General features: G+C 60.2%; 20 protein-coding genes. 9 read left to right on the top strand and 11 right to left on the bottom strand.

Annotated elements, in window-relative coordinates:
* The 3 genes from ACR0C9_RS17270 to folK form a co-directional block, all read right to left on the bottom strand.
* On the bottom strand, positions 1–2,133 hold the full coding sequence (locus ACR0C9_RS17270; protein WP_170454659.1) for a RelA/SpoT family protein: 2,133 nt from the start codon (positions 2,131–2,133) through the stop codon (positions 1–3).
* 29 nt (positions 2,134–2,162) lie between these two features.
* Complete coding sequence (gene rpoZ, locus ACR0C9_RS17275; RefSeq protein WP_010437681.1) at positions 2,163–2,516, bottom strand: DNA-directed RNA polymerase subunit omega; 354 nt, start codon at positions 2,514–2,516, stop codon at positions 2,163–2,165.
* Positions 2,517–2,610: 94 nt separating this feature from the next.
* Positions 2,611–3,180: a 2-amino-4-hydroxy-6-hydroxymethyldihydropteridine diphosphokinase gene (folK, locus tag ACR0C9_RS17280; protein WP_480781562.1), complete on the bottom strand. Its 570-nt coding sequence runs from the start codon at positions 3,178–3,180 to the stop codon at positions 2,611–2,613.
* A 137-nt stretch (positions 3,181–3,317) separates the two neighbouring features.
* On the opposite strand from folK, the gene ACR0C9_RS17285 reads away from it, so the two are divergent.
* The 7 genes from ACR0C9_RS17285 to ACR0C9_RS17315 all read left to right on the top strand — a co-directional run bounded on the left by ACR0C9_RS17285 (position 3,318) and on the right by ACR0C9_RS17315 (position 7,813).
* Positions 3,318–3,893, top strand: coding sequence for a LabA-like NYN domain-containing protein (locus ACR0C9_RS17285; RefSeq protein WP_170520280.1), 576 nt, complete (start codon positions 3,318–3,320; stop codon positions 3,891–3,893).
* A 187-nt stretch (positions 3,894–4,080) separates the two neighbouring features.
* Positions 4,081–5,031: a 4-hydroxy-3-methylbut-2-enyl diphosphate reductase gene (gene ispH / locus ACR0C9_RS17290; RefSeq protein WP_170520277.1), complete on the top strand. Its 951-nt coding sequence runs from the start codon at positions 4,081–4,083 to the stop codon at positions 5,029–5,031.
* Entirely contained in the window at positions 5,028–5,480 is a 453-nt protein-coding gene (locus ACR0C9_RS17295; protein WP_480585349.1) for a DUF3429 domain-containing protein, read from the top strand. The genes ispH and ACR0C9_RS17295 overlap by 4 nt, the downstream gene beginning before the upstream one ends.
* Positions 5,477–6,070, top strand: coding sequence for a class I SAM-dependent DNA methyltransferase (locus tag ACR0C9_RS17300; protein ID WP_480781563.1), 594 nt, complete (start codon positions 5,477–5,479; stop codon positions 6,068–6,070). Before ACR0C9_RS17295 ends, ACR0C9_RS17300 begins: the two co-directional genes overlap by 4 nt.
* Complete coding sequence (gene rnhA / locus ACR0C9_RS17305) at positions 6,063–6,530, top strand: ribonuclease HI (RefSeq protein WP_170454671.1); 468 nt, start codon at positions 6,063–6,065, stop codon at positions 6,528–6,530. The genes ACR0C9_RS17300 and rnhA overlap by 8 nt, the downstream gene beginning before the upstream one ends.
* Complete coding sequence (locus ACR0C9_RS17310; RefSeq protein ID WP_170454673.1) at positions 6,527–7,150, top strand: trimeric intracellular cation channel family protein; 624 nt, start codon at positions 6,527–6,529, stop codon at positions 7,148–7,150. The genes rnhA and ACR0C9_RS17310 overlap by 4 nt, the downstream gene beginning before the upstream one ends.
* Positions 7,151–7,216: 66 nt before the next feature.
* Entirely contained in the window at positions 7,217–7,813 is a 597-nt protein-coding gene (locus ACR0C9_RS17315) for a Clp protease/crotonase-like domain-containing protein (RefSeq protein ID WP_170454675.1), read from the top strand.
* Between the two features lie 2 nt (positions 7,814–7,815).
* Here the strand turns inward: ACR0C9_RS17315 and speB are convergent, their stop codons facing one another.
* From speB to def (ACR0C9_RS17345), 6 genes are read right to left on the bottom strand one after another with little or no spacing between them, the layout of a single operon-like run.
* Positions 7,816–8,637 (bottom strand): agmatinase, encoded by an 822-nt coding sequence (gene speB / locus ACR0C9_RS17320; RefSeq protein WP_480781564.1) that lies wholly within the window; start codon positions 8,635–8,637, stop codon positions 7,816–7,818.
* A gap of 59 nt (positions 8,638–8,696) precedes the next feature.
* Positions 8,697–8,933: a GlsB/YeaQ/YmgE family stress response membrane protein gene (locus tag ACR0C9_RS17325; RefSeq protein ID WP_170454679.1), complete on the bottom strand. Its 237-nt coding sequence runs from the start codon at positions 8,931–8,933 to the stop codon at positions 8,697–8,699.
* Between the two features lies 1 nt (position 8,934).
* On the bottom strand, positions 8,935–9,171 hold the full coding sequence (locus ACR0C9_RS17330) for a hypothetical protein (RefSeq protein ID WP_480781565.1): 237 nt from the start codon (positions 9,169–9,171) through the stop codon (positions 8,935–8,937).
* Positions 9,172–9,177: 6 nt separating this feature from the next.
* On the bottom strand, positions 9,178–10,092 hold the full coding sequence (gene fmt, locus ACR0C9_RS17335; RefSeq protein ID WP_170454683.1) for a methionyl-tRNA formyltransferase: 915 nt from the start codon (positions 10,090–10,092) through the stop codon (positions 9,178–9,180).
* 41 nt (positions 10,093–10,133) lie between these two features.
* Positions 10,134–10,628 (bottom strand): peptide deformylase, encoded by a 495-nt coding sequence (gene def / locus ACR0C9_RS17340; protein ID WP_480781566.1) that lies wholly within the window; start codon positions 10,626–10,628, stop codon positions 10,134–10,136.
* Positions 10,625–11,143, bottom strand: coding sequence for a peptide deformylase (gene def, locus ACR0C9_RS17345; protein ID WP_170454687.1), 519 nt, complete (start codon positions 11,141–11,143; stop codon positions 10,625–10,627). Before def (ACR0C9_RS17345) ends, def (ACR0C9_RS17340) begins: the two co-directional genes overlap by 4 nt.
* Positions 11,144–11,237: 94 nt before the next feature.
* Here def (ACR0C9_RS17345) and ACR0C9_RS17350 point away from each other — a divergent pair, with 94 nt between their 5' ends.
* Positions 11,238–12,410 carry a MalY/PatB family protein gene (locus tag ACR0C9_RS17350; protein WP_170454689.1) on the top strand — a complete coding sequence of 391 codons (1,173 nt, stop codon included), beginning with the start codon at positions 11,238–11,240 and terminating at the stop codon, positions 12,408–12,410.
* Positions 12,411–12,478: 68 nt separating this feature from the next.
* On the opposite strand, the gene ACR0C9_RS17355 is transcribed toward ACR0C9_RS17350, so the two are convergent.
* The gene (locus ACR0C9_RS17355; RefSeq protein ID WP_170454691.1) at positions 12,479–12,832 is read right to left on the bottom strand and encodes a hypothetical protein; all 354 of its coding nucleotides are present in this window, start codon (positions 12,830–12,832) and stop codon (positions 12,479–12,481) included.
* Positions 12,833–13,048: 216 nt separating this feature from the next.
* Between ACR0C9_RS17355 and ACR0C9_RS17360 the strand changes: the two genes are divergently transcribed.
* On the top strand, positions 13,049–14,038 hold the full coding sequence (locus tag ACR0C9_RS17360; protein WP_170454693.1) for a glutathione S-transferase family protein: 990 nt from the start codon (positions 13,049–13,051) through the stop codon (positions 14,036–14,038).
* Here the strand turns inward: ACR0C9_RS17360 and ACR0C9_RS17365 are convergent.
* Positions 14,020–14,382, bottom strand: coding sequence for a response regulator (locus tag ACR0C9_RS17365; protein WP_170454695.1), 363 nt, complete (start codon positions 14,380–14,382; stop codon positions 14,020–14,022). The two genes, ACR0C9_RS17360 and ACR0C9_RS17365, sit on opposite strands and share 19 nt — an antisense overlap.
* Positions 14,383–14,552: the final 170 nt, after the last annotated feature.

The following is a 14,552-nucleotide window of genomic DNA, read 5'->3' on the forward strand; positions in this document are numbered from 1 at the left end:
TCAGCCGGCCGAAACGGGTGTTTTGGCCCGGTCCCGGTATCGCTCGACAGCGGCGACGTCGCTTTCAGCCTCAAGCGTCAGCATCAGGGAATGCAACTGTTCCAGATCGCGCAGTTCCACATTGATCAGCAGGCGGTAAAAATCCGGTTTCCGGTCAACGAATTCCAGGTTCGAGATATTGGCCTTTTTCTCGCCGATCAATGTGCAAATGCGCCCCAACACACCGGCGTCATTGCCAATGGTCAGATCCAGCGTCGCGCCATAAACGGCGGGGTGTGTGCCGGAATGCCAGTGCAGATCGACCCAGCGTTCGGGTTCATTTTCAAACTCGCCCAGACGGTCGCAATCAATGGCATGCACGACCACGCCCTTGCCGCGATAGGTAATGCCGACGATGCGTTCACCGGGCAAGGGCTGGCAGCAGGGCGCGCGGTCGAACTTCTGCCCCGGTTCCAGGCCGATCACCGCGCGGCGCAGCGGGATGGCGTCACCTTCGTCCTTGGTCAGTTCGGGGTAAACCGCCTCGACCACGTCATGGGCGGTCAGTTCGGCGCTGCCCAGACGGGCCAGCAATTCGTGGCGATCCTTCAGGCGCAGGTGTTTGGCGGCGGTATCCAGCGCTTTGTCGGTTGCCTTGCGCCCCACATGCTCAAAGCCTGAACGCGCCAGTTCCTTGCCCAATTTGATAAATCGCTCGCGGTCGACTTCGCGCAGGGCGCGCCGAATGGCCGTGCGGGCCTTGCCGGTGACCGCGATCTCAAGCCATGTGACCTGCGGCGTCTGACCATCGGCGGTGATGATGTCCACCGATTGACCGTTCTTGAGACGGGTCCACAACGGCACGCGGATGCCATCGACCTTGGCCCCCACGCAGGCATGGCCAATGCGGGTGTGGATTGCATAGGCAAAATCGATCGGCGTCGCCCCACGCGGCAGCTTCACCACGTCGCCCTTGGGCGTAAAGCAGAACACCTGATCGGAGTACATCTCAAGCTTCACAGCCTCGAGGAAGTCCTCGTGATCCTCCTCATTATCGAACTGCTCGGTCAGGTTGGAAATCCACTTGGCCGGGTCAACGGCAAACGGGTTTTCCGTGCGCACCCCATCGCGATAGGACCAATGCGCCGCAACGCCGGTTTCGGCCACATCATGCATTTGACGGGTGCGGATCTGCACCTCGACCCGTTTGCCATCGCGGCCCGACACCGTGGTGTGGATCGAGCGGTAGCCGTTTGATTTCGGCTGACTGATGTAATCCTTGAACCGCCCCGGCACCGCGCGCCAGCGCTGGTGAATTGCGCCGAGGGTGCGATAGCAATCCTCTTCGCTGGGCGTGATGATGCGGAACCCGTAGATGTCGGACAGGCGGGAAAAGCCCTGATCCTTTTCCTGCATCTTGCGCCAGATCGAATAGGGTTTCTTGGCGCGGCCAAACACCTCGGCCTCGATCCCGGCCTTGTCCAGCTCGTGCCGCATGTCGCCGGTGATGCGGTGGATCACGTCTCCGGTTTCCCGTTGCAGCGTGATGAAGCGGCGGATGATCGATTGGCGGCCTTCGGGGTTCAGGACGCGAAAGGCGAGGTCTTCCAACTCCTCACGCATCCATTGCATCCCCATCCGGCCCGCAAGCGGCGCGTAGATATCCATCGTCTCACGCGCCTTGATTACCTGCTTTTCCGGGCGCATCGCCTTGATCGTGCGCATATTGTGCAGACGGTCGGCCAGCTTGACCAGAATGACCCGCAGGTCCTTGGACATGGCCATGAACAGTTTGCGGAAGTTTTCCGCCTGTTTGGTTTCCCGGCTGGACAGTTGCAGGTTGGTCAGCTTGGTGACACCATCGACAAGCTCGGCAACCTCATTCCCGAACAGATCGGCCACTTTGCCATAGCTGGCCTTTGTGTCCTCGATCGTGTCGTGCAGCAGGGCCGTGATGATGGTCGCATCATCCAAACGCTGTTCGGTCAGAATAGCGGCAACGGCAACGGGATGGGTGAAATAGGGCTCGCCCGAGTGGCGGAACTGCCCCTCGTGCATCTGCATACCGAACTCATAGGCCCGGGCGATGCGATCAGCATTAGTCTTGGGGTTGTAATTGCGGACCAGCGCAATCAGGTCGTCAGCAGAGATCATCCGGTCCGCACCTTCGTGTAGCTTGGGGCTTAGCCCTGGCCTTGAGCCTCCATCAGAGCGCGCAGAAGCTTCTCTTCGGACATATCGTCATCCGCAGGCTTGTCGGATTCCGCACCCATCAGCAGCGCCATCTGATCTTCTTCCGGCTCGTCCACCTCGATCTGGGTTTGGTTGGCCTCGATCAGACGCTCGCGCAGTTCGTCCGCGCTTTGGGTTTCATCGGCGATCTCGCGCAGGGAAACGACGGGGTTTTTGTCGTTGTCACGGTCCACAGTGATCGGACCGCCGGCAGAAATCTCGCGCGCCCGGTGGGCCGCCAGCATCACCAGTTCGAACCGGTTTGGAACCTTGTCAACGCAATCTTCAACCGTCACGCGGGCCATGGGGCGCTCTCCGTTACTGAATCCATGTCAGGAAGAGGCTTATCTAAGACCGATTGCCCGCCTTGACAAGCACGAAATGCCGCAAAAGCAGGGATCACAGGGGCGTGACGGCCTGAACATCCCCGGCAGGCAAAGCTGCAACCATCTGTGTGACTGTCTGCTGCAACACCGGGTGGCACCAATCCGGCGCAATATCCGCCATTGGAACCAGCACAAACGCCCTGTCCTGAAGGCGGGGATGGGGCAGAATCAACTGATCCGGCGCCGCCTTCCGTTGTTCATCCGGGGCCAGATCCAGCCAGTGCGCATAGGTGGCCTTGTCAGGCATAACCCTATCCGCATAGCACACCAGATCCAGATCAAGCGTCCGCATTCCCCATCGCTGTATACGCTCGCGCCCAAACTCATGCTCGATCGCATGCAGCACGTCCAAAAGCTCTGGCGGCGAAAGGTCAGTGTCGATCGCCGCCGCCGCATTCACGTAATCCGGCCCCGCCCCTGCGGGGAAACAGGGGGTCGCAAAAAACCGGCTGACAGCGCGAATCACCACCCCATGACGTGAAAGCGCGTCAAGGGCGCGTCGAAGTGTCACTTCGGGTCCAAATCCTCTCAAATTGAGATTTGCCCCTAGGGCAACTATAGCATTTCGCGCGGAATCGCTCATGTATCTTCCTATGTTCGGCGCACTGCATACTTGCGATGGCCAACAAAAGCCCTAATTATAGGGTCACTACAGCGCGACATATTTACACTCACACACCAATCACTCAACGCGCTGCATTGTACCGGAAGGAAATATTTATGTTTTATAAAGACGAACGGCTAGCGCTGTTCATCGACGGCTCAAATCTTTATGCCGCCGCCAAAGCACTCGGGTTCGACATCGACTACAAACTTCTGCGGCAGGAATTCATGCGCCGTGGCAAGTTGCTTCGGGCCTTTTACTACACAGCGCTGCTTGAAAATGACGAATATTCGCCGATCCGCCCATTGGTGGACTGGCTGCATTACAATGGCTTCACCATGGTCACAAAACCGGCCAAGGAATACACCGACAGCATGGGGCGTCGGAAAGTCAAAGGAAACATGGATATCGAACTGACTGTCGATGCCATGGAGCTTGCACCACGGGTCGATCATATCGTGCTGTTCTCGGGCGATGGGGATTTCCGCCCGCTGATCGCCAGCCTGCAGCGTCAGGGCGTGCGCGTTTCGGTCGTATCGACCATCCGCAGCCAGCCGCCGATGATCTCGGACGAGCTGCGTCGCCAGGCGGACAACTTCATCGAACTGGAAGATCTTCGGGACGTTATCGGCCGCCCTCCGCGCGAGATGCCCGCTGAACCGCGCAGCGTCGCGGTTGCCTCGGGCGGCTGATCTTTCGGCCCGACATCGATGGAAAAATTTGCGCGGTCAGGATTCACCACCCTGGCCGCGCTTCCTTAACTATGGATTGGTTCTGAAACATCGTCTGGCTAGCACCGATTCATGTCAGATCAATGACGCTGTCCTGTCTGGACCAAGGCCGGGAAAAGACTTACCTGTGCAGTAAGGAGACAGCGACATGACCAAGCCGCCACTGACACTGTATCTGGCCGCCCCGCGCGGCTTTTGCGCAGGCGTAGACCGTGCCATCAAAATCGTCGAGATGGCGCTGCAGAAATGGGGCCCACCCGTCTATGTGCGCCATGAGATCGTGCACAACAAATTCGTTGTCGACGGGCTGCGCGAAAAAGGCGCTGTTTTTGTCAGCGAACTGGACGAATGCCCCGATGACCGCCCGGTGATCTTTTCTGCGCATGGCGTGCCGAAATCGGTACCGGCCGAGGCGTCTCAGCGCGAAATGATCTATGTCGACGCGACCTGCCCTCTGGTTTCGAAAGTGCATATCGAGGCGCAGCGCCACTATGAGGCCGGGTTGCAGATGATCATGATCGGCCACAAGGGGCATCCGGAAACCGTCGGCACCATGGGGCAACTGCCTGAAGGCGAGGTGCTGCTTGTCGAAACGGTCGAGGACGTGGCCGAAGTTCAGGTACGCACCCCCGACAAGCTGGCCTTTGTCACCCAGACCACCCTGTCGGTTGACGACACCAAGGACATCATCGCCGCTTTGCAAGCGCGCTTCCCGGCCATTGTGGGACCCCACAAGGAGGACATCTGTTACGCCACCACCAACCGGCAAGAGGCCGTCAAGGCCGTCGCCCCAAAAGCAGACGCTTTGCTGGTGGTCGGCGCGCCGAACTCGTCAAACTCACGCCGATTGGTCGAGGTCGCATCGCGCGCCGGATGCACCTATGCGCAATTGGTGCAACGCGCGCCCGACATTGATTGGCGCGCGCTAGAGGGGATCAAAAGCGTCGCGATCACAGCCGGGGCCTCGGCCCCCGAAGTGCTAGTGAACGAGGTTATCGATGCGTTTCGCGAGCACTACGATGTGACAGTTGAACTGGCCGAAACCGCCAAGGAAAACGTCGAGTTCAAAGTCCCCCGTGTTCTGAGGCAACCCGCGTGAACGGCGTACCCAAGTCGGCACTCTATCTGGGTCTGGCGGGTCTGATCCCGTTTGCCTGGGGCGCATTGACCTATCTGAACGCGGACCTGCAAGCCTGGGGCACGCGTGAGATCGGGCCGCGTTTTGTTGGCCCCTACGTTCAGTTGTTCTATGGTTCGGTGATCCTCAGCTTCATGTCGGGCGTGCTGTGGGGCTTTGCCACTAAGACCTCGGGCAGCAAGGCAACTGTGGGCTACACGCTGTCCGTCCTTCCAGCGCTTTGGGCTTTTTTCATGACCGGAGGCGGCCCGGTAACCGCCGGTACCAACCTGATGACCGGCTTTGCCGGGCTTTTGGTGCTGGACGCGCTGTTCTGGTACTGGGGTCTGGCCCCGAACTGGTGGATGCGGCTGCGTATTCTGCTGACCGTCATCGTGCTTATGTGTCTTGCCGTTGGAGTTTACCTATGAGCGACCGCGACACCATTTCCGTCTATGACGCGCAGGCCGCGCGCTATGCCGAGCTGACGGATGACGACAATACGGGCGACCCACAACTGACGCGATTTATTCAGGCCGTGCCCGAAGGCGGCAGAGTTCTGGATCTGGGCTGCGGGCCCGGAACGTCCGCCGCGCTGATGGCGCAAGCCGGGTTGCAGGTCGACGCGACGGATGCATCTGCCGAAATGGTCAGGCTGGCCTCGGCCCATCCCGGTGTTTCGGCGCGCCATGCCAGCTTTGACGCGCTGGAGGCTGACGGGGTCTACGATGGCATCTGGGCCAATTTCAGCCTGCTGCACGCCACGCGCGCCGCCTTCCCCACACATCTCAGCGCCATTCACCGCGCCTTGAAATCTGGCGGTGCGTTCTTCATCGCCATGAAACTGGGTGAAGGCGAAGGCCCCGACCGTTTGGGGCGCTATTATAGTTACTACTCCGAGGACGAATTGAAGACCTATCTGAAAGACGCAGGGTTCACCATCACCGATCAAAGGCTTGGCAGCGGCACCGGGCTGGACGGTTCGGTCTCTGACTTCATTTCGCTGGCCGCGCATGCCTGATCTGTTTGCCTATACGGATGGCGCCTGTTCCGGCAACCCCGGACCGGGCGGCTGGGGCGTGCTGCTGCGCGCAATGGACGGGGAAACCGTTCTGAAAGAACGCGAATTGAAAGGTGGCGAGGCCGAGACCACCAACAACCGGATGGAATTGCTGGCCGCAATCAGCGCGCTTGAAACGCTCGAGCGGCCCTCGACCATCACCATCGTCACCGACAGCGCCTATGTGAAAAACGGCGTGACCGGGTGGATTTTCGGCTGGAAGCGGAACGGGTGGAAAACCTCGAACAAAAAGCCCGTCAAGAATGTGGACCTGTGGCAACGTCTGGATACCGCCCAAGACCGGCATGACGTGACCTGGGAATGGGTCAAAGGCCATGCGGGCCACCCGGAAAACGAAAAAGCCGATGAGCTTGCCCGTGCAGGCATGGCCCCGTTCAAACCCAAAAAGGCACAGGCGTGAGCGGTCTTGCGCTGCTCGACTATGCCTCGGTTCTGATCTTTGCCCTGACCGGAGCGTTGGTGGCCAGTCGCGCACAGCTTGATCTGGTGGGTTTTGCCTTCATCGCCTGTCTGACTGCCGTGGGCGGCGGCACCGTGCGGGACCTGCTGCTGGATCGGCATCCGGTCTTTTGGGTCGGCCAGCCAGATTACATCCTGATCGCGGTTGCAGCGGCAGTGTTGGTGTTTTTCACGGCGCATTTGGTTGAAAGCAGATATAACTGGCTGGTCTGGCTGGACAGTTTCGCCCTGTCTATTGCCGTTGCGGCTGGCACGGGTGCCGCCCTGTCGCTGGACCAGTCCGGCACCATCGTTGTGTTGATGGGCGTGACAACGGGATGTCTGGGCGGATTGATGCGGGATGTGGTCTGCAATGAGGTGCCGTTGGTCCTGAAACAGGGGCAACTCTATGTGTCCTGCGCCTTTGCGGGGGCTTTGACTGCCGTATTGGCGACAAAGCTGGGATTGGATGGCCTTCTGACGCTGGGCCTGTGCGCATTGGTCTGCTGGGCGCTACGGGCCGGTTCGCTGCTGTTTGGCTGGCAATTGCCCGTCTATAAGGCCCGCCCACCCCGCCAATAGCGCCAAGATGGACGGCTCGCCCCTGCGCTGCTACCAAATGCAAAACCATTCGGAGCGCGGTTTCAGATGAAAGCATTGTCGGTTCTGGCGGGATTGTCCCTGTTGGCGGCCTGCGGCGAGTCCTACACGCCAGTGAGTTTCGTCGCCCAAGGCGATCAGATCATCGCCACGGGCACAATTGATCACACCACATTGGATGCGTTCGAAGATGCAATCGAACAGAACCCGCAGGCCTCGACCCTTGTTCTGCAGTACATCGAAGGTTCGGTGGACGATGACGCCAATGTCGTCTTCAGCCGCGTTGTCCATGACGAAGGATTCGACACGGTTGTCCCCTCGGGCGGTCTGGTCGCATCAGGCGGCACCGATCTGTTTCTGGCTGGCCATAACCGCACCTTGCACCCCGGCGCCTGCGTCGGCGTTCACAGTTGGAGTGGGTCGGGAATTGTCGCAACCGAGTTGCCCGAGGATGACCCCGAACATGACCGCTATCTGGACTACTTTCAGGACATTGGCGTCGATGACGAGTTTTACTGGTTCACGCTAGAAGCCGCCCCTGCGGACCAGATGCACTGGATGACCGCCGCCGAGGCGGACCGGTTCGACATGACCACACGCGCAGCACCCCAACTGGGCTCATCCGCCGTCTGCGACGAACGTTAGGTTCAGCGCGTCAACAACCGCGCGCCGATTTCCTTGACGAATTTGGCGGCCACCATCGCGGTCATGCCATAGGGATCGCGATGCGGGTTCAGCTCGACAATATCCGCGCCGATCAATTGGCCTTCAAAGCGATGGATCAGGTCGATCACATCGCGTGTGCTCAGCCCGCCGGGTTCGTGGTGGGACACGCCGGGCGCAAAGGCCGGGTCCAGCGCATCCAGATCCAGCGACAGGTAAACCGGCCCATCGAAAGACAGTTGCAAGTCCGCGCGCCAGTTGCGCATGTCGACCACCTCGACCCCGAACTTGTCGGCCTGCGCGCGCTGATGCGCGTTCATGGTGCGAATGCCGACCTGTACCAGACGGTTGATCTGACAGCTTTCCATCACCCGCGCAAACGGGCAGCCGTGACCCAGCGGGCCGATATCCTGCGTGTCGTAAAGGTCGGGATGCGCGTCGATATGCAGGATGTTCAACTCCTCGTACCGTTCGGCATGCGCCTTGATCAGAGGGAACGCGACCGAGTGATCACCCCCCAGCGACAACAACCGCGCCCCGGTCGAAATGCGCTGCGCGGCCCCGGCTTCGATCCGGTTGATGGGCTCCTGCCCGCGCATCTCGAACACGTCCAGATCGCCGGTATCCCTGAAACGTTCGGTTGCGCCAAGGTCGGTGCCACCCTCGGCCGTCAGATTGGCGGCACCCGAATGCAGCGCCTCGCGAATGCGTCCGGGTGCGAAGGCCGGACCTTGCAGAAAGGAAGAGTGCAGGTCCAGCGGAACGCCCATCAGGGCGACGTCACCGGAGTTCAGATCATAGGACATGGGCCACCTGTCATCAGATTTTCTGTGATCTGGCGGGTGATGCCGAGAAAGGTCAAGGCCTAACGGCGGCGGATGACCTGCCACAGCCAGATCACCAGCAAAGCCCCCAGCACCGCGCCGACAAAACCTGACAACCACCCCATCATCGTCGCTAAAGCGCGCAGCAGGAAACCCCCGACCAGAGCGCCCACGATACCGATCAGCATTGTCGTGGGGATATCAGCCTCGATCCGCATCAGGCGGGTGGCCAGAAAACCCGCAGCCGCGCCGATGACGATCAGGGCGATGACGGGCATGTCATCTCCTCCAATGGGTCGGCACGATGATCAGCGCGCCGATTGAGGACAAAACCGCGTTCAGCCCCGGTGGGCCAAAGCTGATACCGAACATGATGCGCACGAAATAGAACAGGAAGGCCCCGCCGACGCAGATGATGATCGATTGCAGATAGCCGTTATGGGTAAAGCCGGTTTTCTCGGACAGGTATCCGACGATCCCGGCGATCACGACTGTACCCATCAAGACCATTAACATTCAGTGTTACTCCGATGTCAGCCGTGTGCCGATCGGGATCGGACAGCCGCGCAGAAAGGTTTCCCGATCCTGCGCACCTTTACCAGCCCTTTGCAAGCGCAGCAGCTCGACCGCGCCCTGCCCGCAAGCCACATGCAGATCATCGTTCAGCACCTGCCCCGGCTGGCCCTGCCCGTCTGCGCGGCGCGAGGCCAGCAATTTGATGCGCTCACCGTCCATTTCGGTCCAGGCCCCCGGAAATGGCGACAGGCCACGAATCTGGCGGTCGATCTGTTCCGCCGAGCGCGACCAATCGATCCGCGCCTCGGCCTTGTCGATCTTCGAGGCATAGGTCACACCATCCTCTGGCTGCGGCTCGGGCGTCAGATCGGACAGGCGGCTCAGCGCGTCAACGATCAGATCCGCACCCATAACTGACAGGCGGTCGTGCAGCTGGGCCGTCGTTTCCTCAGACTGAATCGGGGTCGCTTGCCGCAGCAGGACCGGGCCGGTGTCCAGACCGGCCTCCATCTGCATGATACAGACACCGGTTTCCGCATCCCCCGCCATGATCGCGCGATGGATCGGGGCCGCGCCGCGCCAACGCGGCAACAGGCTGGCATGGATGTTCAAACAGCCCTGCGCGGGCGCATCCAGAATGGCTTGTGGCAGGATCAGCCCATAAGCGACGACAACCGCCACATCGGCGTTCAATGCGGCAAAGGCGGCCTGTTCCTCGGGTGATTTCAGCGATACCGGATGGCGGACCATCAGGCCCAGCGCCTCGGCCCGGGCATGAACCGGGGTTGGTCGATCCTTCTTACCGCGACCCGCCGGGCGCGGCGGTTGGCAGTAGACAGCGGCGATCTCATGCCCGGCATCGACCAGCGCATCCAGAACCGGGACCGAGAAATCGGGCGTACCCATGAAAATGACGCGCATGATCGGCTCCAGGTTATGCGGGTGCCGGGCTGAAGCCCGGCCTACGTTGATTTTCGCGCCTTGCGCAGCAGCATGTCGCGTTTGACCTTGCTCAGCCGGTCGAAATACATCCGCCCGTTCAGATGGTCGATCTGATGCTGAACGCTGGTGGCTTCGATGCCCACAAAATCGCGGCGATCGATCATCCCGTTTTCGTTCAGAAATTTGACCGTCACAGCGCGCGGGCGCTTCACTTTGGCCGACACGCCGAGCAGGTTCGGGCTGGCCTCCTCATGTTCGCGCAATTCGATCGAACTGTGCAGGATTTCCGGATTCGCAAGCCGCACGGCCCGGCCCCGCTCGGTCGAGCCATCCACCACGGCCAACCGCAGCATCACCCCGATCTGGGTAGCAGCAAGGCCAACGCCCGGCATCGCCTCCATGGTATCGATCATGTCATCCCAGATTGCGCGGATGTCATCGGTGATTTCAGCCACGTCCGCAGCCTTGGCGCGCAGGCGTTTGTCAGGCCACGGCAGGCAGGTGCGAACCGTCATGTGCGCGCCTTTTCGCGTTTCAGCTTCTGCATCTTGCGCGTGATCATCTGCCGTTTCAGCGGTTTGAGGTAATCGATGAACAACTTGCCGTTCAGATGGTCGATCTCATGCTGTACGCAGGTGGCCCAAAGACCGTCGAACGTCTCGTGCTGGGCGTTACCGTTCTGATCCATCCAGGCCACATCCACGACCTTGGGGCGCGTCACCTCGGCATATTGTTCGGGGATCGACAGGCAACCTTCCTCATACACATTGGTTTCGTCCGAAGACGCAATGATCTCGGGGTTGAACATGACCAGCGGGCGCGGGGCCTCGCCCTCTTCCTTGACGCAATCCAGCACGATCAGCCGATCCAGCACGCCGATCTGCGGCGCGGCCAGACCGATACCGGGCGCGTCATACATCGTCTCCAGCATGTCGTCGGCCAGCTTGCGCAGCTCGTCCGTCAGATCAGCCACGGGCGCGCAGACCTTTTTCAGGCGGGGGTCGGGATGGATCAGGATATTGCGTTTCATGGGGCTGATTTAGGCCATCGCGCCCGCCGCCGCAACGCCCCCCTTGCACATGCCCGATTTGCCGTTAGCTTTCGGCCAGAGAAACGGAGCTGACATGACCTTCAACACCCTGATCGACCGCCGCGGCACCCAGAGTTCAAAATGGGACAAGATGGAGCAACTCTATGGCGTTTCGCCCGAGGACGGGTTGGCCATGTGGACCGCCGATTCCGATTACCAGACAGCCCCCTGCGTGATCGATGCGGTCCGGCGCGCTGCGGATCATGGGGTGTTTGGCTATTCGTGGAAGCACCCCGAGTATCTGGGTGCGGTCCAGTGGTGGATGCAGAACCGGCATGACTGGCAGATCGACACCGATTGGATTCTGACCACGCAAGGGCTGGGCAATGCAATCGCCCTGTGCCTGGACGTCTGGAGCGATCCGGGCGACGGCGTGGTGATCTTCACCCCCGTCTACCATGAGTTCGCGCACAAGGTGAACAAGTCCGGTCGCCGCGTGGTGGAATGCCCGCTGGTCCGAGATGGTGACAGCTATGGGATCGATCTGGAAGACGCGCAGTCGCGGCTGGACGGGTCGGAAAAACTGTTGCTGTGGTGCTCGCCCCAGAACCCCTCGGGGCGCGTTTGGACATCTGATGAACTGAAGGCGGTCGCTGCATTCGCGGAACGTAACGGGCTGATATTGGTATCAGACGAAATCCATCACGATCTGGTTTACCCCGGAGCCAAGTTCGTCCCGATGGATGTTGCAGCGCCCGAGGCGCGCCCTTGGACCGTGACGCTGACGGCAGCATCGAAGACCTTCAACATCGCCGGACAGCGCACCGGCAATATGATCATCCCCGACCCAAAGCTGCGCGCGGCGATGAATCACCGGTTGGTTACGCTGGACTATGACCCCGGCGCACTGGGCGTCGCCATGATCACCGCCGCCTATTCGCCGGAAGGGGCCGAATGGGTCGATGCCCAGGTCGCGCATCTGGACGGCAACCGCCGCCTGTTTGATGCCGCCATCGCGGATATCCCCGGCCTATGGTCGATGCCCCTGCAGGCGACCTATCTGGCGTGGGTCGATTTCTCGGGCACCGGTATGGATCATGCCGAATTTGTCCGACGCCTGCGCGAGGACGCCCGGATTGCCTCGTCTTCCGGCCCCGGATTTGGAAAGGGTGGAGAAACCTTTGAACGGTTCAATCTGGCCACCCAACGTGCACGGGTGGAAGAGGCCTGCGCCCGGTTGAAACAGGCGTTTGGAGACCTGCAATAAGCCTGCTCTCGCCGGGCCGGATTGCTGTAGCGGCACCGACCGACAAAACCCGGCCCGAGAGGTTTCGCCTACTCCTCGTGCCCCAGCAACGCGATTGGGGCATCCGGGGCGCGGTAGAAATCCAGCGGCGCTTTGTCATGGGCGGCGGTGCTGCGCTTGAACTCGTATCGCATTTCGCCACCCTCTTCCTCATCCGCGATGATCAGGCACTGATACAGGTGGTTGGCGCCGTCGTAGATATCGACCAGCCCGCGCAGGCGCGGCGTGGTCTCGGCCTCGACCGTAAAACCGTCTTTCCACAGTTTGAGGATTTTGTAGCGATTGTCGCCAATCTCTACCCGCAAACGGCTGGATTTCTTCAGGGATGCGATTCGCGCAGCGTCTAATTCGGCGCGAATCTCCTTGGAAACATAGGTACTCATCAAAAATATCCCCCTTGAATGCATAATATTGTGAACACCGATACGTAAAAATCCAGTGAACTGCGTCACATAGGCTGAACCAACCGGCAAAATGTTGCGCGGACATCTCAGCGCTGTCTGTGCGCAAGCGCAGGTTGGTTGCGCAAAAGCTGGGATAGGAAGGGCAGCCTCTGCGCCCTATCTTTGCCCTGACACTTGGGATGCGGAGGACGCGCGATGGGCCTGCTGGTCGATGGAAAATGGCACGACACATGGTATGATACCAAATCCACTGGCGGGGCATTCAAACGCAGCGCCGCGCAGTTTCGCAACTGGCTGACCGCCGATGGCAGCGCGGGCCCGTCGGGCAAGGCGGGCTTCAAGGCGGAGCCGGGCCGCTATCACCTCTATGTCTCGCACGCCTGCCCGTGGGCGCATCGCACGCTGATCTTCCGCGAGCTAAAAGGCTTAAGCGATCTAATCCCGGTCTCGGTCGTGCATCCTGACATGATGGACAAGGGCTGGACGTTTGAGACAGACGATCACGGCGCAACAGGCGACGCCCTCTACGGTCTGGATTTCGCCCATCAGATCTATACCAAGGCCGATCCCGGCTATTCCGGGCGCGTTACGGTTCCGATCCTGTGGGACAAGCAGCAACAAACCATCGTGTCGAACGAAAGCTCGGAAATCATCCGCATGTTCAATTCCGCCTTCGACGGGATCACCGGAAACACCGATGATTACTGGCCCGAGGCGATGCGCGACGACATCGAAGAGGTCAACGCCCGCATCTATTCCGACGTCAATAACGGCGTCTACAAATCCGGCTTTGCCACCACGCAAGAAGCTTATGATACCGCCGTTCATCCGCTGTTCGACACGCTGGACTGGCTGGAGGACCGGCTGGGCCACAACCGCTATCTGATGGGGGATCGCGTGACCGAGGCGGACTGGCGCCTGTTCACCACCCTGATCCGCTTTGATCCGGTCTATCACCTGCATTTCAAATGCAACAAAAGGCGGCTGGTCGATTATCCGAACCTCTGGGCTTATACCCGCGAGCTATACCAATGGCCGGGCGTTGCGCAGACGGTGAACATGAACCATATCGTGCGGCACTATCACTACAGCCATGACAGCATCAATCCGCACCGGATCATCCCGGTGAACCCGGCGCTGGACTACATGGAACCGCATGGTCGTGGTCAGCGACCCGCCGCGTAATGTTCAACCATCGCCGCCAGATCCTCTGGCGGCGTTGCACTTTGCACATAGGCACAGGCATTGGGGCTGTGGGCAAAGATGGACCCGTCCGAAAAAAACGTGGTGTTGGTGACAAAGATCACCCGCGCCTCGGGGCGGCGATAACTGGCGAAATCGGCCACGGCCAGCGCACTGCCGCTTTCCAGCACCAGATCCAGCACGATGATGTCAAAGGCCGTGCCATACAGCGCGAGGATCGCAGCCTCTTGCCCGGCGACCAGTTCAACCTCGGCACCTTGTCGTTCCAGATGCCTTTTCCAGACCCGACCAAGGTCGGGGTTACTCTCAACAATCAGAACTTTCATTTGCAACAACCTCGGCACTTGGTATGGTGAGTGGTGCCGACCCCCGTGGTCTGTGATCCCGTGATTTCCTTAACAAAGTGTTAACGATGGTGCCGACACGCGCTGTTCACGCGGATTTGCTTGTCAAAACGGCAAAAATCCGCTTGAAGCAGGTCGAATCCGGCGTTTGG

This window comes from Ruegeria sp. C12, assembly GCF_056537745.1.